This window comes from Streptomyces sp. NBC_01003, from assembly GCF_045162695.1.
In the GTDB taxonomy this organism is placed as follows: Bacteria; Actinomycetota; Actinomycetes; order Streptomycetales; family Streptomycetaceae; genus Streptomyces.
Genome location: NZ_CP108707.1, coordinates 2,198,809 through 2,224,645, shown reverse-complemented (window position 1 = coordinate 2,224,645; position 25,837 = coordinate 2,198,809). Strand labels below are relative to the sequence as shown.

Genomic DNA, 25,837 nt, shown 5'->3' with positions numbered 1-25,837 from the left:
TGAGGGGTTCTGTCGGTCCAGGCGGAGGGCACTTTCTACGTGCAGGCTATCGGGTTGCGTCCCAAGATCCAGGTCAGTGCAGATGGTTCGGGGGTGGTCGGTCATGCCGGGGCACGGTTACTGGCTGATCTCGCTGATGCCACCGGGCTCACCGCCTCGTACTCCACCGCGCTCAGGCCGCTTCGGCCGCGCGGGACTGGGCATGATCCCGGCCGGATCGCCACCGACCTGGCGGTGATGCTCGCCGACGGCGGTGAGGCCATCGCGGACCTGGCCGTACTGCGGGACCAGGCAGGGGTGTTCGGTTCGGTCGCCTCGACACCGACGGCCTGGCGAATGCTCGCCGACACCGACGAGAGGACACTGGCTTCTCTGCGCTCGGCGCGTGCCCAAGCTCGGGAAGTCGCCTGGATGCAGGCCGCCGAGCAAGGCGAGGGCATACCCGCAGTCCGGGCCGCGGGACGCATTCTGCCCGGGCTGGTCCTGGACCTCGACGCCACGCTGATCACCTGCCACTCCGAGAAGGAGCAGGCCGCACCCACCTATAAAGGCGGCTTCGGCTTCCACCCGCTGCTGTGCTTCCTGGCCAACACCGGCGAGGCACTGTCGGGCCGACTGCGTCCTGGAAATGCCGGTGCCAACACCGCGAGCGACCACATCACGGTGTTCGACCAGGCACTCGCGCAAATCCCCGACGGGCACCGGCACGGCACCGACATCCTCGTCCGCACCGACAGTGCCGGATCCGCGAAAGCCTTCCTCGCCCACGTCCGCCACGTGCGGAAACGAGGAATCCGTACCTTCTTCTCGGTCGGATACGCCATCACCGAGCCGGTCCGCCGCGCTGTCCGGGCCATGCCCGAGCGTCTCTGGCATCCCGCCCTGGACCAGGACGGGACTCTGCGTGATGGCGCCGAAGTCGCCGAGCTGACCGGCATGGTCGATCTGGACGGCTACCCAGCCGGCACCCGCATCATCGTGCGCCGTGAGCGGCCCCACCCCGGAGCACAGCTGTCCCTGTTCGACCAGGACGAGGGCCTACGGCATCAGGTGTTCCTCACCGACACTCCGTACTCCGGTGACGGTTCCGCCCAGTTCCTGGAGGTCCGCCACCGCGGACATGCCACTGTCGAGGACCACATCCGGTGCGGCAAGACCACCGGATTCGGCCGCTTCCCCTCCCGAGACTTCGGCGTCAACGCCGTCTGGCTCGAACTCAGCCTCGCCGCGATCGACCTGCTCGCCTGGACCCGTGTCCTCCTCCTGGACGGGGAGCTGGCCACCGCCGAGCCGAAGAAACTCCGCTACCGGCTCCTGCACGTCGCCGCCCGCCTCACCCGCGGCGGCCGCCGCCTCCACCTGCGAATATCGGCGACCTGGCCCTGGAGACACGAACTGACCACGGCCTTCCACCGCCTCGCCGCACTGCCCCGACCCGCCAGCTGACTGGCAAACCCCCGTCCGCCCACGACCCGAAAGAACCCGGAGAATCCGACCAACGCGTCGGGACTCCGACCTGCCCAAGCACCGAAATTACGTCGGCCACCCAACAGTTGGCGATCAGCGACGCCGCCTCAGCCCAACCGAAACGGCGAGGCTAGTGCCGTGTCGGGCAACCGTAGCCCTGTCTTCAGTTGGTCCGTGTGTCTTGCGGTTGGGTGGGCAGGCTGGGAGGCTCGGGCTCATGTCGATCTTGGTCAGGGCTGCCGAGCGCGAGGACGTGCCGGCGCTTGTCCGCCTGCGTCTCGCGAATGCTGAAAGGCACGCCGCGTTTGCCGGACTCATCGGCATGGAGGCCATCGCGTACGCCTGGGATCTCGACCAGCCCCACAGGCGTGGGCATGCCTCGCGCTCTTCCTCCTGATCCCGCTGCTCGCGGCCGTACACACAGAGAGCACGTCTTGGACGGTCGGCGCTGCCGTACCCTGCGCGCTCCTCGCCTACGCCCTCATCGAGCTGCCCCTTCAGACACTCTCCGTCCAATACGGGGCACCTCTTGATCACCCTGGCCGCCGCCACTTGTTGATGGCCGCTACGAGGACGGTCGCTTCCAGAAAGCCCATCACAACCACCTCGGGCAGGGGCGAAAAAGGTGGGCGCTGGTACTCAGGAGAGCCCCGGCGCCCATGGCATGGCACCTCTTACCTCTACGCAGACCACTCTCGGGCAGCTCGGACTTCGGATCCCGCGCTACCAGGTGGCGTCAGTGCCGTCAGACCCAGGCGACGGCGTCCTCGACGGGCACGCGGGGCAGCCGCGGGAACCACGGGTCGGCACCGGGATGACCGATGTTGACCACCAGATGCGAACGCCAGCTGGTACCGGCGAAGAACTCCTCGTCCACGCCGGCCCGGTCGAAGCCCGCCATGGGACCGGCCGCCAGCCCCGCTGCGCGCACGGCGAGCAGGAAGACCCCGGTCTGCAGCGCCGAGTTGTAGGCGGCAAGGCTCTCGCGCTTCTCGATCTGGTCGGCGAACGCTGCTCGCAGCATGTCGCCGCGGGCCGGGAAGACTGTCGGCATCTGCTCGTGGAAGTCGGCGTCGTACGCCAGGATCGCCACGGCCGGCGCACTGAGCGTCTTGGCCCTGTTGCCCTCGTCGAGATGCCGGACGAGTCGCTCCTTGCCCTCGTGGGTGCGCACGAAGAGCACACGCAGAGGCTGGCCGTTGGCTGCGCTCGGCGACCAGCGGGCGAGTTCCCAGATCATGGCGAGTTCGTCGTCGGCAACGGTCACCTCGGCGAAGGTGTTCGCGGTGCGGGCCTCGGTGAACAGCACCTTTCGTCCGGCGTCGTCGAGGACATCGAGGGCCTGCGGTTCGCGGTCGGTCATGCTCATCTTTTCTCTCTTACTTCGGTTGTGTGTGGTGCCGGGGCGGGTTGACCGCCCCGGCACCACCCCGTGGGGACGGGGTTTGCGGAGCCGGGCGGGGCACAAGGACCCGGTGCTGTCACGTGGGCCTGTGGTCCCCTGACCGACGTCATGTGTGGTGTGGTGACCGCTTGTTCCGCTCCGCGCCCAAGCGGGCGAAGTAGGCGATCAGGTCGGGGTTGTCGACCGCCGAGGGGTTCAGGACCTGCTCGGCGGGGGCACCCTGGAGCAGGCGCTTGACGGGAACCTCGAGCTTCTTGCCTGTCTTCGTGTGCGGGAGCGCCGGTACAGCGAGGATCTCGTCGGGGACGTGGCGAGGTGAGACGCCGACGCGGATCGCGTCGCGGATCCGGTCGCGCAGGGGGCCGTCCAGGCTGACCCCGTCGGCGAGGACCACGAAGAGCGGCATCCAGTAGCCGCCGTCGGGTTCCTCCGCACCGATGACAAGGGCCTCGAAAATCTCGGGGAGGCGTTCGACAGCGTCGTGGATGTCGGCACTGCCCAGACGCACGCCATTGCGGTTGAGGGTGGCGTCGGAGCGGCCGTGGACGATCACCGAGCCGTGCGAGGTGAGCGTGATCCAGTCGCCGTGCCGCCACACACCGGGGTAGGCGCCGAAGTAGGCGTCGTGGTAGCGGCTGCCGTCGGGGTCGTTCCAGAAGTACAGCGGCATGGACGGCATTGGCCGGGTGACGACGAGTTCACCGACCTGGTCGACGACAGGGGTGCCCGTCGTGTCGTAGGCGGCCAGCGCCACGCCCAGGCCGGGGGCGGACAGCTCCCCCGCCCAGACGGGGGTCGTGGAGGCGCTGCCGGCGAAGCCGGAGACGATGTCCGTGCCGCCGCTGGTGGAGGCCAGCTGGACGCCTGCGCCCACGTGGTCGCGGACCCAGGGGTAGGCGGAGGCGGGCAGAGCGGAGCCGGTGCAGCCGACGACACGGACGGCCGACAGGTCGTGCACGGAGGGTTCGATGCCCAGCTTGCCCATGGCCAGCAGATACTGCGGGCTGGTGCCGAAGACGGTGACCCTGTGACGGGCTGCCAGCTCCCACAGCACGTCCGGACGCGCCTGCGGTGCCGGGCTGCCGTCGTAGGTGCAGGTGGTGGCACCGGTCAGCAGAGTGGAGACGACCAGGTTCCACATCATCCAGTGGGTGGTGGTGTACCACAGCAGACGGTCCCCGACGCCCAGATCGGTGTGCAGGCCGAGCATCTTGAGGTGTTCGAGCAGGACCCCGCCGTGCCCGTGGACGATGCCCTTGGGCAGTCCGGTGGTGCCGGAAGAGAACACCACCCACAGAGGGTGGTCGAACGGCACCTGGACGAAAGAGAGGTCCTCGGTGCGGGTGGCCGCGTCCTCCCAGGGCACCGTCAGCCCCGGGTGCCCGCCCTCGGGCCAGGCAAGGCCCACGTGCTCCACGAGCACCGTGGCTTTCAGCGTCGGCAGGGCGACAGCCAATTCGAGCGAGGCGGCACGGCGGTCGTGTGTGGTGCCGTTGAAGAGGTAGCCGTCCGCCGTGATCAGCACCGTGGGTTCGAGCTGGGCGAATCGGTCGGCGGCGGCCTTGGGTGCGTAGTCCTGGCCGCATACCGACCACACCGCGCCCAGGCTGGCGGTGGCGAGGAAGGCGATGACGGCGTGGGGGGTGTTGGGCAGGTAGCCCACCACCCGGTCGCCCTGTCCGACGCCCAGGTCGCGCAGGGTGGCGGCGAGGGAGGCGACCCGGGAGCGCAGCTCCCGGCCCGTGATCTCGTAGCCGGCTCCGGTCTCGTCCAGGGCGGTGATGGCGGGAGCGTCCGGCTGTTGGTTGCGCAGCGCGTGGTGGGCGTAGTTGAGGGTGGCGCCGGGGAACCAGCGGGCGCCGGGCATGGTCTCCTCGTCCAGCACCCGCTCGTACGGCGTCGTCGCGTCGATGTCGAAGTACTCCCACACCGCAGCCCAGAACCCTTCGAGGTCGGTCACGGACCACTGGTACAGGGCGGGGTAGTCCGTGGGCTCCTGGATCCCTTCGGCACCCCGGTGCCGGGCCGCCCATCGGGCGAAGTCCGCGATGCGGCTGTGGGCGGCCGACTTCGGGTCGGGAGTGAAGAAGGGTTCCGTATACGGCTCAGGGTGCGGGGTGGTCATGGTGTGGTGCTCCTCGTCAGGCGGGCCGGGCGTCGGCGCTTCGGCGGGCCGTGTGCAGCAGGGGGGCCCAGGCGACGGTGTCTGTGAAGTCGCCGGTGCCGGCCGGGATGGTGTCCATCACGACGCGGTCGGGGCGCAGCAGGACGGCGTCGGCACGGCCGCGTGCCAGCCAGCCGGCCAGGGTGCCGTCGTCGCCCAGGTCGTCGACGCGGATCGTCGGGGCGCCGAGTGCCGTGGCCACAGCCGTCATCTGCGCCGTGGGCGGCACAGCGGTCAGGACGGCGAAGGACTCCCCGAGGACGTCATCGAGGCGCACTCGCCTGCCGTCATGCCGCACCCAGGGCTGTGGGCAGAAGGTGCCGGCCAGCACGCGGCCGGTCAGCCTGGGGCGGCGCCGTACGAGTGGACCGGCGGTCAGGGCGGGACTGAGGTCACGGCTCACCGCCGCGGTCACGCCGGGGATGCGACAGGCCGTGCCCACGGCGGCCCGGCGGAACGCCGCACCCCGGTCCTGTCCGCCGGTCATGGCCCAGCCGACGGCGACCGCGATCCGGATCACATGGCGGGCGTGTGGCTTACGCTCGCGTTCGTAGGTGTCCAACAGTCCCTCGGGAGCGCCCTGTTGGAGGACGCGGGCGAGTTTCCAGGTGAGGTTGTGGGCGTCGCGCAGGCCCGCGCACAGACCCTGGCCGACGAAGGGCGGGGTGAGGTGGGCGGCATCGCCCAGCAGGAAGACGCGCCCCCGGCGCCACCGATCGGCGAGGCGGGCCCGGAAGGTGTACTGGGCCTGCCGGATCACCTCGAAGTCGTCGCCCGACGAGGCATCGGGCGGCAGGTCCACCCAGGGGGCGACCAGCTCGCGCAGGCGCTCCCATCCGTCCGGGCCGTCCAGGTTCTGGTCGTCGGCCAGCCGGAACTCCCAGCGGTAGCGGTCCTCGCCGACGCGCATGAAGGTGGCCGGCCGGTTGGGGCAGCAGATCTGCTCGACGCCTTCCCAGGTGCGTACCGGGCGGCTGGTGCGCACGTCGATGACCCGCCAGCTCTCTTCGAAGTGCAGGTCCTCCCAGAGGGTGCCGATGGCGTCACGGGTGACGCTGCCCGCACCGTCGCAGCCGAGGACGGCATCGGCCCACAGGTGCTCCTCCTCGTCGCTGCCGTCGCGCCGGAAGGTGACCCGGACCGGACCCGTGGGATCGTTCGGTCCGTCGGTGTCCTGGGTGACGGACACGACCTCCACCCCGCCCCACAGCTCGCACTCGGGGCGGCGCGCCAGGGCGTCGCGCAGCAGGCGTTCCAGATCGGGCTGGTCGAACATGCTGGTCTGCGGAAAGCCGTGGTGCCCGTGCTGGGACCGCGGGAACTCGCTGATCACGCGGCGCCGGGCGTCCAGCAGCCGTAGTCCGGGCGCCGAGCGGGTGAGGGAGGCGAACTCCTCGTGTACACCTACGCTCTGCAGGATCCGACGGATCTCGTCGTCCACGACGACGGCGCGCGGCAAGGGGTAGACGTCCCGGTGGCGTTCCAGCACGACGCTGCGCACTCCGTGCCGGGCGAGCAGCAGGGCGGCCGTGACCCCGACGGGTCCGGCGCCGATGATCACCACCGGCCTACGGGCTGTGGCTTTCACGGTGCGTCCGTAACGGGGGTCCGCTGCTCGCCGAGGTCGATCCGTCCGTCCGGTGTGGCGATCGTGGCGGTGATGAGGTCACCGCTGTGCAGGTACTTGGGGTTCTTGGCCTGGCCCTTGAAGAATGCCTTCCACTTCAGTGCGGGCGGCAGCAGCGCAGCGATCTTCTCGGCCGCCTTGGGCGGGGCCTTCAGGGCCGTGCCGCCGGGAGTTCCGGTCAGCAGCAGGTCGCCTGGGGCGAGGGTCTGGAAGCGGGCGAGCAGAGTGAGCGCCTCTGCGGGCCGCACGATCATGTCGGCCAGCGTGCGGTCCTGGCGTGACACGCCGTTGACCGACAGCTGCAGCCGAAGATTCAGCAGATGGGTGAAGTCCTCGGGCTCCAGCAGGGCCAGGTACGGACCCGTCGGCGTGAAGGTCGGATATGACTTGCTCTCGTAGAACTGGGTCTTGGTCAGCTGGACGTCGCGGGCGCTGACGTCGTTGGTCAGGACCAGGCCGGCGACGTAGCGCGGCAGGTCCTGCTCCTCGACGACGGTGCCCACGGGCAGGGTCGCGCCCATGACGAGGCCGAGTTCCACCTCGTAGTCGAGGAACTTCACGTGCGCGGGGCGGATGATCGTGCCATGGGGGCCGCTGACCGAGCCGGACGCCTTGCGGAAGAAGGCGGGCGGGATGTCGCCGGTGAAGCCCGAATCCTTTGCGTGGCTGCGGTAGTTGACCATCTGGGCGACCACCCGGCAGGGGGAGGTGACCGGGGGGAGCGCCACCAGGTCGGCGACGGGCGTGCCGCTCCCGGTGGAGGCGGCGGCTTCACGGACGGCGTCCCGGTCGGCGAGCAGTTCGGCGGTGGTGGCCGCCTTGGACTCGACGCGGACGGCGCGTTCGTCCCGGACGACCCACCAGCCGTCGGTGGTGCGCAGAACGTTGGTACTCATGAGCTCATCGCTTTCATCAGGCCCAGCAGGCGTGCGGGATCGAGTTCGTTGTCACCACGCAGGGCCGTCATGACCTCACGCAGCTTGGCGGGGGACGGGTTGGCGCCCAGGAAGTCACGGGTGACCGGCGGGCCCCACTGGGCCAGGCCGCTCGCCGACATCGGAGCCCAGCCGGGGTCCAGGTCGCAGGAGAAGAGGTCGCCGTCGGCGAAGTGCTCCAGCATGAAGCGGTCGGGGTCGCGCCAGTAGTCGAACAGCTGGCTGCCCTGGATGTGCCGGCCGATGCCCCAGCTGCGCTGGTAACCGCGCTCGGTCAGGTACTCCCCGCCGGCGCCGATCGCGTCGAGGTCGGTGACCTGGTAGGCGGAGTGGACGTAGCCGCTTCCGGGCCCGAGGTGCAGGGCCAGCGTGTGGTGATCGACTGCCACGCTCCCCTGGTCGCACCGGACGAACGCCATCGTCGGCCCGCGCCCGCGCTGCCCGTCCAGGAACAGGAAGTCGGACACGATCATCCCGAGGGTGTCCAGGTACCAGTCCAGGGTGCGGGCGAACACCTGTGTCTCCAGCACCACATGGCCCAGCCGCTGGATACGGGACGGCTCACGGGGCGGACGCTGGGTGGCGTTCGTACGACGGTGAGCGGTACCGAAGTTGAGGGTCAGCGGCTCCTGCTCGGCCAGCGCGGGCAGCTGCTCGGTGCAGTGCACGACCCGGACCGGCAGGCCCGAGGGATCGAGCAGGGCGACCGACTGCCCGCCACCCGGTACGTCGATGTCCCGGACGGTACTGCCGGTGGCGCGGGCCAGCCGGTCCAGGTCGGCCCGCTCGGCCGCGCGGAACGCCGGTCCGATGAAGCGGGACGTACGCCCCCGCCGGATGACCATGCAGGGCGAGCCGGCGAAGGTGCCGCGCAGCCACAGCTCGCCCTCGGTGCGGCCGGCGATCGCGAACCCGAAGTCACGGGCGAAGACCTCGGCCCGGTCCAGGTCGGGCTTCTCGAACTCAAGCCAGGCCAGGTCGGCAACCTTGATCACGGGATTCCGGGACCGCCCCGGATGCTCACCGCGCATGGCGCCCTGCTCGCTGTGGAGGTCTTGGTGGGGCGTCTGGGGAGCGGCCCTGTTAACGGGGGTGTGGGACATGGTGTCCTCCAAGCAACACTGCTGTAATGAGGAAATCATCAACTTTGGCGTTACCCATCGTCAATAGGGTGGACCCAAATAATTGATAATCTCATCAGTAATGGCAGACTCATCGCGACGGTTGTTACACTCGCCGTATGCCGACGTCAGCCCTGCCCAAGAACCGCTTCGAGCGGCGCCGCGCCGAGACCCGTCAGGCACTCGTCCGTGCGGCCCGGCAGATCCTCGCGGAGACCGGGGACACCAGCGCCAGCATCCAGGCCATCGCCGAGCGCGCGGACGTCGGTTTCGGCTCCTTCTACAACCACTTCGAGTCCAAGACGGAGCTGTTCGACGCCGCGGTGACAGACGCCCTGGACGAGTTCGGGCAGGTCATAGACGAGCGCGTACAAGGAATCGACGACCCGGCCGAGCTCGTCTCGGCGGGCTTCCGGCTCACCGCCCGGATGGCCGACTCCCACCCTGAACTCATGCGGATCCTGCGTGACCGCGGTCTGGCCCAGATCCACACCGACCGGGGCCTCGCCCCTCGAGCCCTGCGCGACCTGGAGATCGGCATCGCCTCGGGCCGCTTCACCTGCACCAACCCGACCACCGCACTGTCCGCCCTCGGTGGGACTCTGCTGTCCCTCGTGGCACTGCGGCTGGCCCGCCCCGACCTCGACGGCGACGAGGCCGCCTCGGACCTGGCCGAGATGGCCCTGCGCATGCTCGGCGTCCCGCCGGACGACGCTCACCAGGTGACCCGGCGGCCGTTGCCCAACCTCAGTTGACCCGGAGCACCGGCTGAGACGAGCCCCGTGGACACCGGAAAGGCCGTGGGCGCACTCCGTCCGCCGGTGGCCGCGCGGACCCTCGTCATCGACCCCGGACCAGCCCGGGAGACCCGGGCTGGTCCCGGACACCGCGCAGCCAGATGCGGCCGGCTGAGGCTTCGCGGTCCACCAGGACGGCGTAACGTCGTCGGTGTGGACCTCACCGCGGACAGTCTTCTGTCTCGTGCCGCGCATGAACTCAGTCCGCGAGCGGACGAGCTGATCCACGACGTAGAGCAATGCCTGCGGCGCGAGGTCCCCGAGTTGTGGGACGAACCCGACATCGCGCAGATGACGAGGGAGAACGTCGCCGAGCACGTCATCGCCCTACTTTTCGGCATCGAGCACGGCATCGAGCCGAGGCGGATCGATCAGCCGGCCGCCGATGCAGAGCGCGCGCGTCGGCTGGCTCAGCGCGGAAAGCCGGTCACAGCAATGCTGCGCGCCTTCCCCCTCGCGCACGGCCGTATCCTCGACCGTCTGCTCGAAGTGCTGCCCCGGCTCACCAGCGATGCCGAGTCGATCAACGCGGCGACACGCAAGCTGATCGCACTGTCGATCGCGTACATGGACCGCACATCGGAGACGGGCGTCCTGGCCTTCCAGGAGGAGCGGGATCGCCGTGTGCAGTGGCGGCTGTCGGTGGTGAACGAGGCGAGCGCACGAGTCGGAACGACCCTGGACATCGCCCGCACCGCACAGGAGTTGGCGGACCTGGCCACCGAGCACTTCGCCGACGCCGTCTCCGTCGACCTCCTCGACACGTCTTCCAGAGACGAGCCTCCGGCGAAGGGCACACCCGTGGTCCGCCGAGTTGCCCAGCGGTCGGTGATGGACGGCTGCCCCGAGACGACCTCCCTGGAAGCGATCTTCGGGGAGTCGCCGGTTTCGCCGCAGCAGCTCCAGAGGTATCCGGACGGATCACCACCGGCTCGCGCCCTGATCACCGGCCGGCCCTCACGGCACCACCTCGGCCCGTCCGCATCAATGCTGCTGGTACCGCTGTGCGCCCGCGGCACCACGCTGGGTGTCGCTCACTTCTTCCGTCACCACAAGCCCGACGCGTACGGGGACGAGGACCTGCTCCTCGCCCAGGAGATCGCAGCCAGGGCGGCGGTGGCCATCGACAACGCCCGCCGATACACGCACGCGCGCGCCACCGCCCTCACCCTCCAGCGCAGTCTCCTCCCGCGCGGTACACCCGTGCAGCCCGCCGTGGAGGTCGCCTGCCGCTACCTGCCTGCCGCCGCCGAGCTCGGCGTGGGCGGCGACTGGTACGACGTCATCCCGCTGTCCGGCGCCCGGGTCGCACTCGTGGTGGGTGACGTGGTCGGCCACGGCATCCACGCCGCCGCCACCATGGGACGGCTGCGGACCGCCGTGCGCACCCTCGCCGACATCGACCTGCCGCCCGACGAACTCCTCACCCACCTGGACGACGTCGTCATCCGCCTGGCCGCCGAAGTCTCTTCCGAAGTCTCTGCCCAAACGGACACCGAATCCGCGGGCGACATCGGGGCCACCTGCCTGTACGCCGTCTACGATCCCGTCGCCGGCCGCTGCACCCTTGCCCGCGCGGGCCACGTGCTGCCCGTCGTGATGACCCAGGATGGAACCGCTGACATCCTCGAGCTGCCCGCCGGCCCGCCACTCGGCCTGGGCGGCTTGCCGTTCGAGGCGGCGGAGATCGACCTGCCCGAGGGCAGCCTCATCGCCCTCTACACCGACGGCCTGATCGAGGCCCTCGACCACGACGTCGAGGCGGGCCTGACCCGACTGTGCCGCGCGCTCAAGCAGTCCTCCGCCTCCCTGGAGGCGACCTGTGACACCGTCCTCGAAGCGCTGCTGCCCGCAGACCGACCGCACGACGACGTGGCACTCCTCCTGGCCCGCACACACACCCTCGGGGACAGTCAGGTCGCCACCTGGGACGTGGATGCCGACCCGGCCGAGGTCGCCCGGGTCAGAGCGAGCGTCTCCGAGCAGCTGACCACCTGGGGACTGGAGGAACTCGACTTCACCACCGAACTGGTCGTCAGCGAACTGGTCACCAACGCCATCCGTTACGGCCGGCCTCCCATCCAGCTGCGTCTCATCCACGATCGCACCCTCATGTGCGAGGTCGCGGATGCCGGCAACACGACTCCGCACCTGCGCCGGGCCCGTGTCTTCGACGAGGGCGGGCGAGGTCTGTTCCTCGTCGCCCAACTCGCCGAGCACTGGGGAACGCGCCATGCCCGCCGCGGCAAGACGGTCTGGGCGGAGTGCGCCCTGGGCACACCAAAGCTCTTCTCGGACGCGGCAGCGCTGGACTTGGAGGGTATTCCTGGGATCGTATGAGCACCATCTCGCCCGGCCTGCCGGGACGATCGCGAGGTTCCTCGGGGGCTTCGACTGGATGATGCAGCACCTGTCGGCGTACACCTGAACGCGGACAAGGAGTCAGCTGATTCTTCCGGTATCCGGGCTCCACTTCGGCGTAGCGCTCATCGGCAGACCTCGCGTTCCGTTTCTTCCGCGGCGGCCAGTACATCGGTGCGTCCCGCACAGAGGTATGACCCGGCTCGCCCTGCCCGACTTCACCTGCCCACCCGAAGTCGGTATGCGCCAGACCCGGATAGCGGGAAACCGTGGGCGCCGGTGCTCCCTCAAGCACCGGCGCCCACTCACCCCTGCCCGAGGTGGTCTTGATGAACTTTCTGTTCAGTCATTAGGGGACAAGGATGAGGCGGATCGGGTCGCCGATCTTGTTCTCCAGCCGGTTGACCGCGTCGGCGGCCTCGGCGAGCGGGAGGTGGTCGGTGATGGAGGGGGCCAGGTCGAGACGGCCGACCTCGGCCAGCCGGACCAGCTCGGTGACGGACTCGGGGCTGCCGCCGTAGTGGCCGCGCACCTGCTTGCCCAGGTAGTTGAAGGTCAGGCCCTCGGTGATGGTGAGGGGCCTGGGGCTGATGCCGACCAGGATGAGGGAGCCGCCCAGGCCGAGTGCGGCGGCGGCCTGCTCGCGCACGGCGGGCACGCCGGCGCAGTCGAAGGCGAAGTCGAGGCCTCGTCCGGCCGTGGCCGCGCGGACCTGGTCGGCGAAGTCGTCGGCAGCCGGGTCGAGGGCGAAGTCCGCGCCGAAGGCCAGGGCGCGTTCACGGGCGCTGGGCAGCGGGTCGACGGCGATGATCGGCGCGGCGCCGGCCAGACGGGCCACGCGGACGTTGTGCGCGCCGACTCCGCCCACACCCCAGACGCCGACGGACTGGGCGGGGCGTACGCCCGCGGTGGTGACGACGGCGGCGTAGGGGGTGGAGACCGCGTCGGGGATGATCGCGGCCTGGTCGAAGGGGAGGCTGTCGGGGATAGGGATGAGGGTGTCCTCGCGGGCGACGGTGTACTGGGCCCAGCCGCCGTCGTAGTCGATGCCGGCGGTGCGCATCTGGGTGCAGGGGCGGCTGCGCACGCAGCCGGCGCACTGGCCGCAGGTCTTGCCGGCCTCCAGGGTGACGCGGGTACCGACGGTCAGGCCGCGCTTGAGGTCGGGGCCGAGGGTGTGGATCACACCGGCGACCTCGTGGCCGACGGTGACCGTGTCGGAGGTGGCGAACAGCGGGACGAGGGAGCCGTCGAGCAGGTGGACGTCCGACAGGCAGACGCCTGCGGCCTTCACCTCGATCAGGATTTCACCCGGGCCCGGAACGGGGACAGGGACCTCCTCCACGGCGAACTTCTTGCTGTCCAGGTGGAAGCGTCCGGCGAGCATGGTGTCCATGGTGATCTGCTTTCTGTGAGCGGCACGCCCGGCGGTTCGGGCCGATGGGTGCCGTGTGGTGCCTCGCGGGGAGTGGCGGCCGGGAGGGGTGCGGGTGTCAGGACCGCCGCACCCTCCCGGCGTCTGGGTGTCAGGCGAAGACGTCCTGCTGGTAGCGCTCGTCCGCTTCGAGCTGGGCGAGCCACTGCTGGGCGGCCTCGTCGTCGCTGCCGGTGTGCTTCCGGTAGACGGCGGCCAGCGCCTCACGCACGGCGGGTGCCATGCGGCGGCCGTCACCGCAGACGTAGACGTACGCGCCGTCCTGGATGGCCTGCCACACGGTGTCGGCGGCGTTGGCGATGGCGTTCTGGACGAACCGGGCCGGGTGGCCGGTCACCGCGGAGTAGGCGGTGTGCACCTGAGCGATCCCGGCCTGCTCCCAGTCCTGCATCTCCTGCCGGTAGAAGTAGTCGTGCTCCGGGTGGCGGCAGCCGACGAAGACCTGGGACAGGCCCACCTCGATGCCGTTCTCCTGCTGCGAGGCTCGCTCCTCCAGGAATCCGCGCAGCGGCGCGATGCCGGTGCCCGGGCCGATGAGGACCAGCGGCGTGGCCGGGTCGGCCGGCGGGGCGAAGGTCGGGGAGGGCACCCGCACGTAGCCGTAGAAGACGTCTCCGGGCTCGAGGCCTGCGATGTAGGACGAGCAGGTGCCGCGGTACTGGCCGTCGCCGGACAGGGCCGGGCCTTCCAGCAGGCCGACGGTCAGGCGCACGTGGCGCGGGTTGGCCAACGGGGCGGAAGAGATGGAGTAGAACCGCGGGCGGATCGGGCCCGTCATGTCCAGGAAGACCGCCAGCGGCAGCTCGACCGCCGGGAAGCGCTCCAGCAGGCCCAGCACGGAGACTCGCTTGCCCAGGATCTCAGTCTGGTAGCGCTCCTCGGATTCTGCGGTGTCGGCCGTGTAGGCCTGGAGCTGCGGCCGGGTCCACGGGCACTCGGTGTGCTCGGCCAGCGTCTGTATCTGGGAGCGGGTGGCCACGTCCTGCAGTTCCAGGAACTCGGTGAGCAGCAGGCCTGCGGTCACGGGGGTGCCCACCGGGAGGTGGGTGCGGCCGCCGGTCGGCAGTTCCAGGCGCAGGACCTGGTCGCGGTCGACGTCGAGGCGGGCGAGGGCGCGGTTGACCAGGGCCGGCTCGTTCTTGGCGAAGACGGCCAGGTGGTTGCCGGTGTCGTAGGTGACGCCGTCGGGGAGCTCGATGGTGATGGACTTCGCGGCCGGGCGGGGCGGCTCGATGCTGAAGTCCCACAGCCCGGTCGCGTCGCTGACGAGTTCATCGTTGGCGACGACGGTCAGCGAGTAGGCCTGCTCGGAGACGATCGCGGGGCGCACGTCGGCCTCGGTCAGCAGCTGCACCTGGTAGCGCGGGCCGCTGGCCTGGGAGGTGTCGGCCGCGTACTCCTCGGCCAGGGTGGTCCACAGGGTGTCCATCCAGCGGGTGGCCATGCCGTCGAAGTCACCGGCGGCATCCGCGATGCCGCGCTCGATGACGGGGGTGGCGCCGGCGGCCAGCAGGCCTGCCTCGATCCGCTTGGGGAAGCCCTGGTAGGTGGCCACCCACTGGGTGTTGCCGGCGCCCAGCAGCGCGAACCGCACGTTGGACAGCGAGTCCTGAGGGAGTCCGGCGGCGAGCAGGTCGTCGAAACGCTGCGCGTTGTCCGGGGCCTTGCCGTTGTAGCTGGACGCGACGACGACGAGCAGGCCCTCGGTGGGCAGGTTGTCGCCCAACTCGTCCAGGCCGACCACGGTGGTGCCGAAGCCGGAGCGCTCGCTGCGGTCGGCGATGGTGCGCGCCAGGTCCTCGCACGAGCCGAGGCTGGAGCCGTAGGCGACGGTCAGGTTCACCCCGACACCGCTGACCGCGGCCTGCTCCCGGATGTCGTCGGTCTGCAGGTCGACTGCGCCGAAGACGGTCCGCTCGTGGTCCCGACGGGCCCGCACTTTCAGTTCGAAGCCGCCGGGCTTGCGCGTCAGCGCCTCCTTGACGTCCATCTTGTAGTCGTCGGTGTCGACGAACTTGAACTTCTGCAGCACCAGCGCGAGGGCCAGACGGGCCTCGGTGAGCGCGAACTGCCGGCCGATGCAGGCACGCACGCCGTTGCCGAACGGCTTGTAGGCGTGCGGGTGGTGGTTGACCCGGTTCTCCGGCAGCCACCGCTCGATGTCGAACTCCTCCGGCCGGTCCCACGCCTTGGGGTGGGTGTGCAGCGGGCCCTCGAGGAGGTTGACCTGCGTTCCCTTCTTCAGCTCGTAGCAGCCGCCGATGACGGTGTCCTCGATCGGGGACTTGCCGATCATCGGGATGGGAGCCCACAGGCGCAGGGTCTCCTCCAGGATGCGCGGGATCACGTCCAGCTGCATGATCGTGTCGTAGTCCGGGACGGTGTCGCCCGGCAGCAGCCGGTCCACCTCGGCGTAGGCCTGGGCCAGCACCTGCGGATTGCGCATCAGCGAGTACGTGGCGAACGACAGCAGACCACTGGTGGTCTCGTGACCGGCGATCAGGAACGTCACCACCTGGTCACGGACGTTGTCGTCGTCCAGCCCCTTGCCGGTCTCCGGGTCGGTGGCCTCCAGCATCAGACCCAGCAGGTCATCCTCAGCGGTGCCCTTCCCCTCACGGCGCTCCTTGATCACACTCTCGACCAGGTCCCGCATCAGCTGGATGTTCGCGCGGTACTTCTTGTCATCGGCCTTGCGCATCTTGGTCATCATCGGCAGCTCCTGCGAGCGCCGCAGCGACTCGACCAGCGCCTCCAGCAGCGCTTTGAGGAAGGGGTGCAGATCCTCCTTGGCGAAGGAGTCGAACCGGTAGCCGAACCCCGACAGGGCGATGGTGTCCAGGGTCAGCCGGGTGTAGTCGTCGGTGATGTTGACCGGCTGGCCCTCCTTACGCTCCCACTTGCCCACCAGGTTCCGGGCGATCTCCAGCATCTGCCCGTAGTAGCCCTTCATGGCCCGCTGGCTGAAGGCCGGGAGGAGGACTCGGTGCGCCATGCCCCATTCCTCCTCGTGCTGGTGGGCTGTGAACAGACCGGCTCCCGTGTAGTCCCGGACATGGGCCAGCGGCGTCTTGTCGATCTGCTTGAAGAACCGCGTCTCGTCGCAGACCTCGGCCACCAGGTCCGGGTCCCACACGAAGACCTGCTCGATGCCGGCGATCTCCAGGCCGTAGAGCCCCTCGGGGAACTGCTTGGACAGCTCGCCGAAGTACTCCACTGGGTTGGTGCTGGGGATCTGCGGCGTGTGGCCGAGGAAGGGGACCCCGCGCGGAGACCGGATGGGTCGCAGGTCGTTCTTGGGCTGTGTGGTCATGGCTTGCTCCTCTGTGCAGAGAGGGGACGGGCAAGGGCGGCGGCGATACCGGGGTGCGCCACGGAAACATACGCCGTATGGAATTGGTACCATACGGCGTATGGAAAGTCGACCGCAACCCGGACTGTGCAGCGACCGTCATCTCGACGTGTGACCGAGGTTATTTCCATACGTTGTATGAAACTGGTACCGTCCGCGTATGGAAAAGGCGAAGCGTCCCCCGCGGGGAACAAGAAAGAGGGACGTGCCTCTGACCGAGGCCGGGATCTATGCCGCCGCCCTGCGGCTCATCGACGCGGACGGGGTCGAGGCGCTCACCATGCGCAAACTCGCGACCGCGCTCGATGCGAACCCGATGTCGCTGTACCACCACGTGCCGAACAAGGACGCCGTGCTGCGCGGCGTGGCGAGAATGGTCGGCACCCAGTTCCGCACCGTGACGCTGGAGGATGCTCCCTGGCAGGAGCGCATCCGCCTGCTCGCCACGGATTTCCGGACGCTGGCGCACCGCCACCCCAAGCTCATGGCCTACTCGTTCAGCCACCAGGCGGACTTCATCCAGCCCGAAGACCCGTTCTGGGTTTCGCTCGCCGCGATCCTGGACGCCGCTGGGGTGCCGCACTCCGAGCTCCCGCAAATCGCCGCTCTCGTCTGCGCCGTCATCACCGGTGTCCTCACCGCCGAGCTCAATGGCGCGCTCCACCAGTGGTCGAGCCTCAAACCCCCCACTGTCGGCGAAGACGGGCTCGCCCCTCCAGGCAGTGACGAGAACGGTGTCTTCCGTCTGGCGCTGGACACGCTCATCACGGGTCTGGAGAGCCGACTTGCCGCCGATGGATGAACGGACGGCCGGGGCGCCGGCCATTTGTTGGGAAGTCCTGAAGCATTGAGGCCTGAGGCTGGCCCGTGCTCGGGCGGGCTCAGGCTGCGGCCCATGAGGAGCCCCCCCATCATCCGGAAAAGCCCTGTCCACGTGGCCGCAGCAGATGCACGGTGTGCTGCGGCTGGGCCAGGCGACCGATCTGTGGCCGACCTGATGGTGCACTCCGTCGACGGATCCACCTGCGCGCCCTGCGGGCGAAGCCTGCCCTACGCCACCTCACGCTCACCCTTGCTCCTGGTTCGCTCACCTGAGTGGTGCGCATGACCCCCGGTCTCGTACGGTCCCAGGACCACGGCGTCCGGCAGTGTCCAGGGCCCGGGACGCTACCGTGCGGCTCGGTCGCACTCCGGACTACGACCCTGCACATGACTCGACGGCCGAGCTGCGGACGCGGCAACAGCCGAAGCCTGGCGCACGGTGCCGGTACGCGTTCCCCCCGGTCGGCTGGCCTCCATGTCACCGGGCGTCGGCTGCCCCGTACTGACGGGCACTCAGCCCGGTCTTCGGCAACTGCAACCGTGCCCCCGACCTCGCCGATCTCGTCCATGCCCGCTGCCGTCCGGCGAGCGCCTTGGCGGAGTTGCGCGGCGTTCTGGCACGAACGAGCAGGTCGCCGCAGACTTCGAGTGGCTCGGTACCTGTCACCGCAAGGGCGAGTCGGCGGTGGGCGTCAGCACGGACTCGGCGACGCCAACGATCTGGCCCATGTCGAAGCCCTCCATGTCCGCGCGGAATTCGGGGCTCGACAGGTACGCCTGCAACCGCTCCTGAACGTCGTCGGCGTCCCGATAGGAAACGAGGGCGTACAGCTGGCGCTCCTCACTCCCGGGGGCCGGAGGCACCGTCCAGACGCCGTGTGTGGTGATCCTGTGCTTGGCCATACCGGGAATGTGCTTGGACCAGATGTTCTCGTAGGCGACGAGCGCCTCAGGGCTGCGCAGTGTGTAGACACGAAGCTGGTACTGAGACATGAACACTCTTTCCTTCTCTTCTGCCGCCGGGGCAAAGGTCCCCAGCGGCACGGGGGTCGGGGGCTTCTCTCAGCCCTTTGCAAACAGGTTCGCCAGCTCGAGGTCCCAGTCGATGTGTCCGGACTCGGTACCCCGTGGCACCACCGCCTCCGTGTTCTCCAAGAAGGACTTGACGTCCTCCACGGGAACCTCGAGCAAAGCGGTGCCCGCGGGTGACCCGAGGACGATGTACATCGCTTGGTCACCACGGCCGACGGCCGACCAGACCCGGACGTCCCCACAGCCGGCGGAACCCCTCAGGCCATCAGCCAGAAGATCGCGCCCCAGGACCCATTCGACCGGCTCGTCGGTGTCGGTGAAAAAGGCGGCACGGACGACGTAGGGATCAGTGGTCTCGTACCGCAGGCTCATACGCATGGACAGCGAGTAGGTGCGCGAGATGACGAGCTGCACGGCCACCCCCTGCATGACGGGCTTCAAACTCTCCATCGACTTTCGCTCCTGCCTGGCGGCGGTCAGCGACCGCTGATCTCATCCCGGCCATCGAGGTGCCAGCCACGGATCTCGTCCCAGGAATAGCCCTGTACGAAGAGCAGGTAGCCGACACCGTGGTCCCAGCGGTAGTCGTCGGCGTTGACACTGACGGCCGGGCGCTGGACACGCGCGGATGCAGAAGTCGCGGCCGAAGCGGTGCCCCCGGCACCGAGAACGGCGACACCCGCGACCGCCACGGAGGTAGCGGTGACAGCAATGCGCCTCGTGAGCTTGTTCATGGTCTTCCCTTCCCAACTGGTGCGATCTGCACCATCGGCTGCATGCAGGCGAAGTGCGGCGCCTGGCGTGGTCAATGCTTTTCCATACGTCGTATGGAAGTGCTCTACCAGAATTACCATACAACGTATGGAACTGTCCAGGCGGCGGAAATGGCCCACAGGGCTGAAGCAGCGGCATGAACGGCTCGATGTCCTCGCCCGGACCGCGTCGGCCGCCTATCGGCGCGACCTCGGACTCGACCACATCCCAGGGCTGAGCCCTCGCCCTCGAGGGACGAGCTGCCCGGGATTTCCGTCTCCGGAGCCGTGGCGTGCGGGCGCCCGGGTCCGGCCCCATGCTGGATATGAGGGGGTGAGACAACGGAGGGAGTGGTGGGGATGCAGGCCGTTGTGGACCTCACGCGCTGCCAGGGCTACGCACAGTGCGTCTTTCTCGCGCCGGAGGTGTTCGAGCTGCACGGCGAGGAGGGGCTGCTGTACGCCACGGCCGTCCCCGACGACCAGGTCGGGCACGTGCGCCAGGCCGCGGCGGCGTGCCCGGTGCAGGCGATCCTCCTCGGGGAAGAGGTGAGCGGCGGTGCCCGGTGACCTCAAGGACGGCCGCATCGTCATCGTCGGAGCGTCGCTGGCCGGGCTCAGGGCCGCGGAAGCGCTGCGCGAGGAGGGTTTCACCGGCTCACTGACCGTGGTCGGGGACGAGCCCCACCCGCCCTATGACCGGCCACCCCTGTCCAAGCAGGTGCTGCTCGGGCGGGCGGCGGCGGACACCACCGGGCTGCCGATGCGCCGGGACCCGGACGCCGAGTGGAGGCTGGGCGTGCGCGCCACCGGCGTGGACCCACTCGCGAAACAGGTGCTGCTGGAGGACGGCGAGTCGCTGCCGTACGACCGGCTGCTGATCGCCACCGGAACCCGCGCGCGGCCCTGGCCCAACGTGGAGGAGGGCGCCCTGGACGGGGTGTTCACCCTGCGCACCCGCGAGGACGGCGCAGGGCTGGCCGAGCGGCTGGCCGCCGGGCCGGAGCGCGTGCTGGTGATCGGCGGCGGCTTCACCGGCTCGGAGATCGCCTCGGCCTGCCGGGAACGGGGGCTGGAGGTCACGGTCGCCGAACGCGGCCCCGCGCCCCTGGTGGGCGCGCTGGGTGGCACCCTCGCGAAACTCGCGGCCGCCATGCAGCGCAACCACGGCGTGGACCTGCGCACCGGGGTGACGGTCACGGCCCTGCACGGGAACGGCAGCTTCACCGGTGCGGAGCTGTCCGACGGCAGCCGCGTCGACGCCGACGTGTGCGTCGTGGCGCTGGGCGCGATCCGCAACGTCGAGTGGCTGGCGGAGTCCGGGCTGGCGGCGGGCCCGCGCGGGCTCGCCTGCGACGCCGGATGCCGGGCCTTCGACATGTACGGGATCGTCACCGACGACGTCTTCGTAGCCGGTGACGTCTCCCGGTTCCCGCACCCGCTGTTCGGCTACCAGATGCTCTCGCTGGAGCACTGGGGCAATGCGGTCGAGCAGGCCGAGGTGGCGGCCCACAACATGGTCAGTCCGGGGCCGTTGCGGCGCCCGCACCTGGCCATCCCGACGTTCTGGTCGACCCAGTTCGGGCTCAACATCAAATCGGTGGGCGTGCCCACCTACTCCGACCACGTGGTCATCGCCCAGGGCTCCCTGGAGGCGCGCCGCCTGGCAATGGTCTACGGCTACAAGGGGCGGGTCACCGCCGCGGTCACCGTCGACATGGCCAAGTCACTGGACTACTACCGGCATCTGATCGAGACGGCCGCGCCGTTCCCGCCCCCACCCGGCGCGGCGGACCGCGCGATCGCGGCCGACGTACCGATCCCCTCCGATGTGCCGGATCCTTCCGTACTCTCCCACGGCCCCACCGTGGCGCTCACCGGATACCTGCCCGACCGCCGGCTGACGCTGGTGCACCCCGGCTGACCCACGTCCCGCCCCACCACGAGGAGCCACCATGGCCTCCGACACCCTGCTGGCCCGGATCACCGACTACGCCAACCGCCCCGACCCCTACCCGCTGTACGCCGAACTCCGCGAGGCGGGGCCCGCTGTGCGACAGGCGGACGGCAGCTACCTGATCGGCACCTACCACGAGATCGTCGCGCTGCTGCACGACCCCCGGATGAGTGCCGATCCGCGCTCGCGCACCGCTCCCGCTCCGTACGAGGTGACACAACAACCGTCGTTCCTGCGGCTCGACGACCCCGAGCACCACCGGCTGCGCAACTCGGCCATGCGGCCGTTCGGCCCGCCGCACAGTCCGGGCCGGGTCGACTCCATGCGGGGCGAGATCGTCCAGCTGACCAAGGAACTGGCGGAAGTGTTCCAGGAGGGCAGGCAGATCGACGTCGTCGACGACTTCGCCTACCCACTGCCCGTGACCGTGATCTGCCGCCTGCTCGGCATCCCGGACAAGGACGAGCAGCTCTTCCAGGACTGGACCGACACCCTCGTCGCGTCCGCCGACATCGGGCCCGAAAGTGACACCGCCGAACGGGACCGGGCAGCCGGCCAGGCGCAGCAGGAGATGGGCCAGTACCTGGTCCAACTCGCCGAACAGCGCCGCGGTCGGCCCACCGGCGACATGCTCTCCGACCTCGTCAACGAACCGGACCCGGCCGTACGGCTCAGCGAGGAGGACCTGGCGGCGAACACCATCCTGCTGTTCATCGCCGGACACGAGACCACGGTCAATCTGATCGCCAACGGCGTCCTCACCCTGCTGCGCCGGCCCGACCAACTGGACCGTCTGCGCGAAGACCCCGGCCTGCTGCCGCGAGCGGTGGAGGAACTGCTGCGCTACGAGCCCCCGGTCCACATGCGCGAGCGGTTCCCCCTCGTGGACATCGACGTCGCCGGCACCACGATCCCCAGCGGCACGTCCGTCATCCTGGCGCTGGCTTCGGGCAGCCGCGACCCCATGCGGTTCAGCGAACCCGACCGGTTCGACCCCACCCGCCCGGACAACCAGCACGTCGGCTTCGGCAGCGGTATCCACCTGTGCTTCGGCGCGCCACTCGCCCGTATCGAAGCCGAGGCCGCGCTCGGCGCGCTGATCCCCCACCTCGGCACGGCACACCTTGTCCAAGACCCGCCCCCCTACCGGCAGAACGCCATGCTGCGCGGCCCCCGCCACCTGCCCATCCAACTCTGAGACTGAGGGGCGGCGACAGCAGGCGAGAGAGGCCAGCCACCCCGGTCCATTACGCAGGCCGAGGGAGAGCCGGTGCGCAGTCGGCGCCAATCGGCCGGTGCGCGACGGGATCCTCTTCACGCTGCGGCGGGAAGGAGCCGCCGGGCGAGGTCACGGGCCTCATCCGGCGAAAGGCCGAGCATATGCAGGATCATCTCTGCCATGGTGCCCGCGGCCTGGTCGCTGTCGGCCTCGGGCTGGTTGCACCACAGCTCCAGGAGCGCCAGCAGACTGCCGTTCAGCACGGTCAGGGCTATCACCGGGTCGGCCACGGTGAACCGGCCTGCGGCCATGCCCTCCTCCACGTCGCGCTTCGCCCGCGGAGTCAGCCCGTCGCCGGCGCATATCCGACCGAGCTGGCTGTGGCACAGGATCTGCATGATCTCCGGGTATGACTCGGCCATGCGCGCGCTGAGCCGCACGCCCCCCCCAGCGAGGCGCTCGGCGGGATCGTCCACGCCGTGCAGGCGTTCGTCGACGGCTTGGGCCTACTCCTCCAGTGCATCGGCCACGGCCGCGTCGAATAGGCCCGACTTGCCCGTGAAGTGGTTGTAGACGGAACGGATGCCCCCGTCCGCACGCTCCGCGACGGCATGGACGCTGGCCTTGCTGCCGCCAGACTCGGCCAGGATCTGCCGCGCGGCGCGGACGAGTGCCTGGCGGGTCTGGGGCAGGACGGGGTTCGAATCGGTTCCTGCGTGGCGGGCATCGGCATGCCCATCAATAAGAGCAACAATTCTGATTAATCCATCATTTTTCACTTGACGATGAAGCGATCGCATCTGACAATTCAATCAGAAGTGGACAAAGCCGATGAAGGTTACATGTCGACGCTGCCTCACACCTCCGCACCGATGGAAAGAGCCGATGACGAACACCGACCACACGCCACTCGCCGAGCCGGTGAGCCCCCGAGAGGTACCCGATGCGGCAATAGCCATGCTCGATGCGGAGGGGACGGTGGTCGGGTGGACGCATGCCGCCCGGCAGCTGGTCGGGTACACGCCGCGGGAGGTGGTAGGCCGGTCCGCCGCACACGTGCTGCCGCCTCCCGAGGAGGCCCTAACGGCTGCGTCGCACGCCGAGCAGTGTCGTGCCCAGGGTGGCTGGTCCGGCACCGTGGCGGTCCGCCACCGCGTCGGCCACACGCTCAAAATGACTCTGCGGCTCTCGTTGCTTTGGGGACAGGACGCCAGCACCCGGTGGCTGGTATCCGTGACCGACATCGGCACCCTGTCCTCGGGGACGACCAACGGACCGGTGCGGGATTCGCTCCTTGCCCGCGCACCAATCGGCATCCTCGTTCATGACCTGCAACTGCGCTGCACCTTGGTGGACGACGTCATGGAGCACCACGTTGGCGTTCCTCGAGACCGATGGTTCGGACGCCACCTGAAAGATCTGTTTCCCGGCTTCGAGGCCGAAGCGCTCGAGGCAGTGATGCGGCAGGTCCTGGAGAGCGGCGCCACCAAGGTCCACGAGTACCGGGCGTGGCCGCCGGCGGGCCGGGGCCCGGCGCACGTGTTCTCAGCCTCGTTCTTCTGCCTCCAGGACGCCGACGGCGAGACATTGGGTGTGTGCTCCCTGAGCGTGGATGTCACCGGCAATCGGCGGGCGCGTGAGCGCCTTGCCATCCTCAGCGAAGCCAGCACGCGCATCGGCAGCACCCTCGACGTCATGCAGACCGGGCAGGAACTGGCCGCCCTCGCCGTGCCCCTGCTGGCCGACCACGCCCTCGTCGACCTGGTGGAGTCGGTTCCGTTCGGGGTGGAGCCCTCGGGGCGGATCGGCACGACGAGCGGCCGCCGTCCCCCTCTGCTGCGTCGTGCCGGTCTGGCCACCATCGACCCAGATGTCGCGGAGTTGCCGTGGGTGCGCGAAGAGGTGATCCACGTCCACCCGGCCTCGTCCTTCGCCACCGCCCTGCGCACGGGCAGGTCTTACCTGGAACCGGTGCTGGACACCCATGCCGGCCTGTGGGTCGACCACGACCCGACGCGGGCCCAGAAGGTCCGTGACACCGGGGTCCACTCTTTGATGGTCGTCCCCATCCGTGCGCGGCGCTGCGTGCTGGGACTGGCGCTGTTCTTCCGCTCCGAGGAGCAGACGCCGTTCCAGGAGGATGATCTGCTCCTCGCCGAGGAGCTCGTCACCCGCGCCGCGCTCTGCCTGGACAACGCTCTCCGGTACGCTCGCGAACGCACCGCGGCCCTCACGCTCCAACGCGACCTGCTCCCCCACCATGTGCGAGGCGGCGCCGCCGTCGAGGTGGCCTCGCGCTACGTGCCGGCTGACATGGACCACGGCGTGGGGGGCGACTGGTTCGACGTCATCAAACTGTCCGGCGCCCGGGTGGCCCTCGTCGTCGGCGATGTGGTCGGACACGGCATCAACGCTGCGGCGACCATGGGCAGGCTGCGCACCGCCGTCCGCACGCTCGCGGACATGGAATTGCCTCCCCACGAACTGCTGACGCACCTAGATGACACGGTCCGGCGCCTGAACGAGGAAGACGCCGACGCTCCCGACCAGGACCCCGCGGTGGTGGGCGCCACCTGTGTGTATGCCGTCTACGACCCGGTCACCCGGCGGTGCACGATGGCGCGGGCCGGACATCCCCCGCCCGCGATCATCGACCCGCAGGGTCATGTCTTTTTCCCCGACATGCCCGCCGGGGCCCCGCTCGGCCTCGGCCTCGGCCTAGTCCCCTTCGAGTCCGTGGAACTAGAACTGCCCGAGGGAACTCTGCTCGCGCTCTACACCGACGGTCTGGTCGAGTCCCGCGACGACGACATCGACGTGGGACTGGATCGTCTGGGCGTCGCCCTGGCCAGGACCGGTCCGTCCCTGGAAGACCTGTGCTCTCAGGTGATCGAGGCCTTGCCGTCCCAGGCCCCGGCCGACGATGTCACCTTGCTCCTTGCGCGGACTCACAGACTCGAACCGGCCCAGGTCGCTTCCTGGGAACTGCCGAATGAGCCGGCCGCCGTCCGCATCGCCCGGCAGGCAGCTGTTCATCAGCTCAGCGAATGGGGGCTTGAGTATCTGGTAAGCACCGTGGAACTGATCGTCAGTGAACTGGTCACCAACGCCATCCGCTACGGCGGCGGGCCGATCTTCCTACAGCTCATCCAGCACCAAGTCCTGACTTGCGAAGTCTCCGACAGCAACACCAGCCACCCACGCCCCCGTCATCCCCACAGCATCGACGAGAACGGCCGCGGTCTTTTCCTCGTCGCGCAGCTGTCCAGCAGGTGGGGCTCCCGCTCCGCCACGGACGGCAAGGTCGTCTGGGCCGAACAAGATCTGCGCTCCAAAGCCGTTGCGGTGTGACGCGCTGCCGACCAGGCGGCCGACGGCCGCCACAGCGGGC

General features: G+C 69.4%; 21 protein-coding genes. 9 read left to right on the top strand and 12 right to left on the bottom strand.

The window, feature by feature from the left end:
• Nucleotides 1-9: 9 nt before the first annotated feature.
• Nucleotides 10-1,446 (top strand): IS1380 family transposase, encoded by a 1,437-nt coding sequence (locus OG698_RS10485; RefSeq protein WP_406110760.1) that lies wholly within the window; start codon nucleotides 10-12, stop codon nucleotides 1,444-1,446.
• A gap of 238 nt (nucleotides 1,447-1,684) precedes the next feature.
• Nucleotides 1,685-1,864: a hypothetical protein gene (locus OG698_RS10480; RefSeq protein ID WP_406102816.1), complete on the top strand. Its 180-nt coding sequence runs from the start codon at nucleotides 1,685-1,687 to the stop codon at nucleotides 1,862-1,864.
• 348 nt (nucleotides 1,865-2,212) lie between these two features.
• Here the strand turns inward: OG698_RS10480 and OG698_RS10475 are convergent, their stop codons facing one another.
• From OG698_RS10475 to OG698_RS10455, 5 genes are all read right to left on the bottom strand, one after another.
• Entirely contained in the window at nucleotides 2,213-2,836 is a 624-nt protein-coding gene (locus tag OG698_RS10475) for a malonic semialdehyde reductase (RefSeq protein WP_406102815.1), read from the bottom strand.
• 142 nt (nucleotides 2,837-2,978) lie between these two features.
• Nucleotides 2,979-4,997 carry an acetoacetate--CoA ligase gene (locus tag OG698_RS10470; protein WP_406102814.1) on the bottom strand — a complete coding sequence of 673 codons (2,019 nt, stop codon included), beginning with the start codon at nucleotides 4,995-4,997 and terminating at the stop codon, nucleotides 2,979-2,981.
• Between the two features lie 16 nt (nucleotides 4,998-5,013).
• Complete coding sequence (locus OG698_RS10465) at nucleotides 5,014-6,624, bottom strand: bifunctional 3-(3-hydroxy-phenyl)propionate/3-hydroxycinnamic acid hydroxylase (protein WP_406102812.1); 1,611 nt, start codon at nucleotides 6,622-6,624, stop codon at nucleotides 5,014-5,016.
• Complete coding sequence (locus OG698_RS10460; protein WP_406102810.1) at nucleotides 6,621-7,559, bottom strand: fumarylacetoacetate hydrolase family protein; 939 nt, start codon at nucleotides 7,557-7,559, stop codon at nucleotides 6,621-6,623. The genes OG698_RS10465 and OG698_RS10460 overlap by 4 nt, the downstream gene beginning before the upstream one ends.
• Nucleotides 7,556-8,701, bottom strand: a complete 1,146-nt coding sequence (locus OG698_RS10455; RefSeq protein WP_406102808.1) for a VOC family protein — start codon at nucleotides 8,699-8,701, stop codon at nucleotides 7,556-7,558. Before OG698_RS10455 ends, OG698_RS10460 begins: the two co-directional genes overlap by 4 nt.
• A 137-nt stretch (nucleotides 8,702-8,838) precedes the next feature.
• Here OG698_RS10455 and OG698_RS10450 point away from each other — a divergent pair, with 137 nt between their 5' ends.
• Complete coding sequence (locus OG698_RS10450) at nucleotides 8,839-9,474, top strand: TetR/AcrR family transcriptional regulator (RefSeq protein ID WP_406102806.1); 636 nt, start codon at nucleotides 8,839-8,841, stop codon at nucleotides 9,472-9,474.
• A 195-nt stretch (nucleotides 9,475-9,669) separates the two neighbouring features.
• The gene (locus OG698_RS10445; protein WP_406102805.1) at nucleotides 9,670-11,856 is read left to right on the top strand and encodes a SpoIIE family protein phosphatase; all 2,187 of its coding nucleotides are present in this window, start codon (nucleotides 9,670-9,672) and stop codon (nucleotides 11,854-11,856) included.
• 370 nt (nucleotides 11,857-12,226) lie between these two features.
• Here OG698_RS10445 and OG698_RS10440 read toward each other — a convergent pair whose 3' ends face one another.
• The gene (locus OG698_RS10440; RefSeq protein WP_406102804.1) at nucleotides 12,227-13,273 is read right to left on the bottom strand and encodes a zinc-binding dehydrogenase; all 1,047 of its coding nucleotides are present in this window, start codon (nucleotides 13,271-13,273) and stop codon (nucleotides 12,227-12,229) included.
• A gap of 130 nt (nucleotides 13,274-13,403) precedes the next feature.
• Nucleotides 13,404-16,625, bottom strand: coding sequence for a cytochrome P450 (locus tag OG698_RS10435; protein ID WP_406102802.1), 3,222 nt, complete (start codon nucleotides 16,623-16,625; stop codon nucleotides 13,404-13,406).
• A gap of 244 nt (nucleotides 16,626-16,869) precedes the next feature.
• Between OG698_RS10435 and OG698_RS10430 the strand changes: the two genes are divergently transcribed.
• Nucleotides 16,870-17,466, top strand: coding sequence for a TetR/AcrR family transcriptional regulator (locus tag OG698_RS10430; protein WP_406102801.1), 597 nt, complete (start codon nucleotides 16,870-16,872; stop codon nucleotides 17,464-17,466).
• Between the two features lie 683 nt (nucleotides 17,467-18,149).
• Here the strand turns inward: OG698_RS10430 and OG698_RS10425 are convergent.
• The 3 genes from OG698_RS10425 to OG698_RS10415 all read right to left on the bottom strand — a co-directional run bounded on the left by OG698_RS10425 (nucleotide 18,150) and on the right by OG698_RS10415 (nucleotide 19,252).
• A complete protein-coding gene (locus OG698_RS10425; protein ID WP_326777290.1) occupies nucleotides 18,150-18,479 on the bottom strand; it encodes an NIPSNAP family protein in 330 nt (109 codons plus the stop codon).
• A 69-nt stretch (nucleotides 18,480-18,548) separates the two neighbouring features.
• The gene (locus OG698_RS10420; RefSeq protein ID WP_406102800.1) at nucleotides 18,549-18,932 is read right to left on the bottom strand and encodes an SsgA family sporulation/cell division regulator; all 384 of its coding nucleotides are present in this window, start codon (nucleotides 18,930-18,932) and stop codon (nucleotides 18,549-18,551) included.
• 62 nt (nucleotides 18,933-18,994) lie between these two features.
• Nucleotides 18,995-19,252 (bottom strand): hypothetical protein, encoded by a 258-nt coding sequence (locus OG698_RS10415; protein ID WP_406102799.1) that lies wholly within the window; start codon nucleotides 19,250-19,252, stop codon nucleotides 18,995-18,997.
• 378 nt (nucleotides 19,253-19,630) lie between these two features.
• Here OG698_RS10415 and OG698_RS10410 point away from each other — a divergent pair, with 378 nt between their 5' ends.
• The 3 genes from OG698_RS10410 to OG698_RS10400 are packed head-to-tail and all read left to right on the top strand — an operon-like array spanning nucleotide 19,631 to nucleotide 22,425.
• Nucleotides 19,631-19,840: a ferredoxin gene (locus OG698_RS10410; RefSeq protein WP_406102798.1), complete on the top strand. Its 210-nt coding sequence runs from the start codon at nucleotides 19,631-19,633 to the stop codon at nucleotides 19,838-19,840.
• Complete coding sequence (locus OG698_RS10405; RefSeq protein ID WP_406102796.1) at nucleotides 19,830-21,194, top strand: NAD(P)/FAD-dependent oxidoreductase; 1,365 nt, start codon at nucleotides 19,830-19,832, stop codon at nucleotides 21,192-21,194. Before OG698_RS10410 ends, OG698_RS10405 begins: the two co-directional genes overlap by 11 nt.
• 31 nt (nucleotides 21,195-21,225) lie before the next feature.
• Nucleotides 21,226-22,425 carry a cytochrome P450 gene (locus tag OG698_RS10400; protein WP_406102794.1) on the top strand — a complete coding sequence of 400 codons (1,200 nt, stop codon included), beginning with the start codon at nucleotides 21,226-21,228 and terminating at the stop codon, nucleotides 22,423-22,425.
• Nucleotides 22,426-22,541: 116 nt separating this feature from the next.
• On the opposite strand, the gene OG698_RS10395 is transcribed toward OG698_RS10400, so the two are convergent.
• Nucleotides 22,542-22,922 (bottom strand): hypothetical protein, encoded by a 381-nt coding sequence (locus OG698_RS10395; protein WP_406102793.1) that lies wholly within the window; start codon nucleotides 22,920-22,922, stop codon nucleotides 22,542-22,544.
• A 30-nt stretch (nucleotides 22,923-22,952) separates the two neighbouring features.
• Nucleotides 22,953-23,246: a TetR/AcrR family transcriptional regulator gene (locus OG698_RS10390; protein ID WP_406102792.1), complete on the bottom strand. Its 294-nt coding sequence runs from the start codon at nucleotides 23,244-23,246 to the stop codon at nucleotides 22,953-22,955.
• A gap of 85 nt (nucleotides 23,247-23,331) precedes the next feature.
• On the opposite strand from OG698_RS10390, the gene OG698_RS10385 reads away from it, so the two are divergent.
• A complete protein-coding gene (locus OG698_RS10385; protein WP_406102791.1) occupies nucleotides 23,332-25,797 on the top strand; it encodes a SpoIIE family protein phosphatase in 2,466 nt (821 codons plus the stop codon).
• Nucleotides 25,798-25,837: the final 40 nt, after the last annotated feature.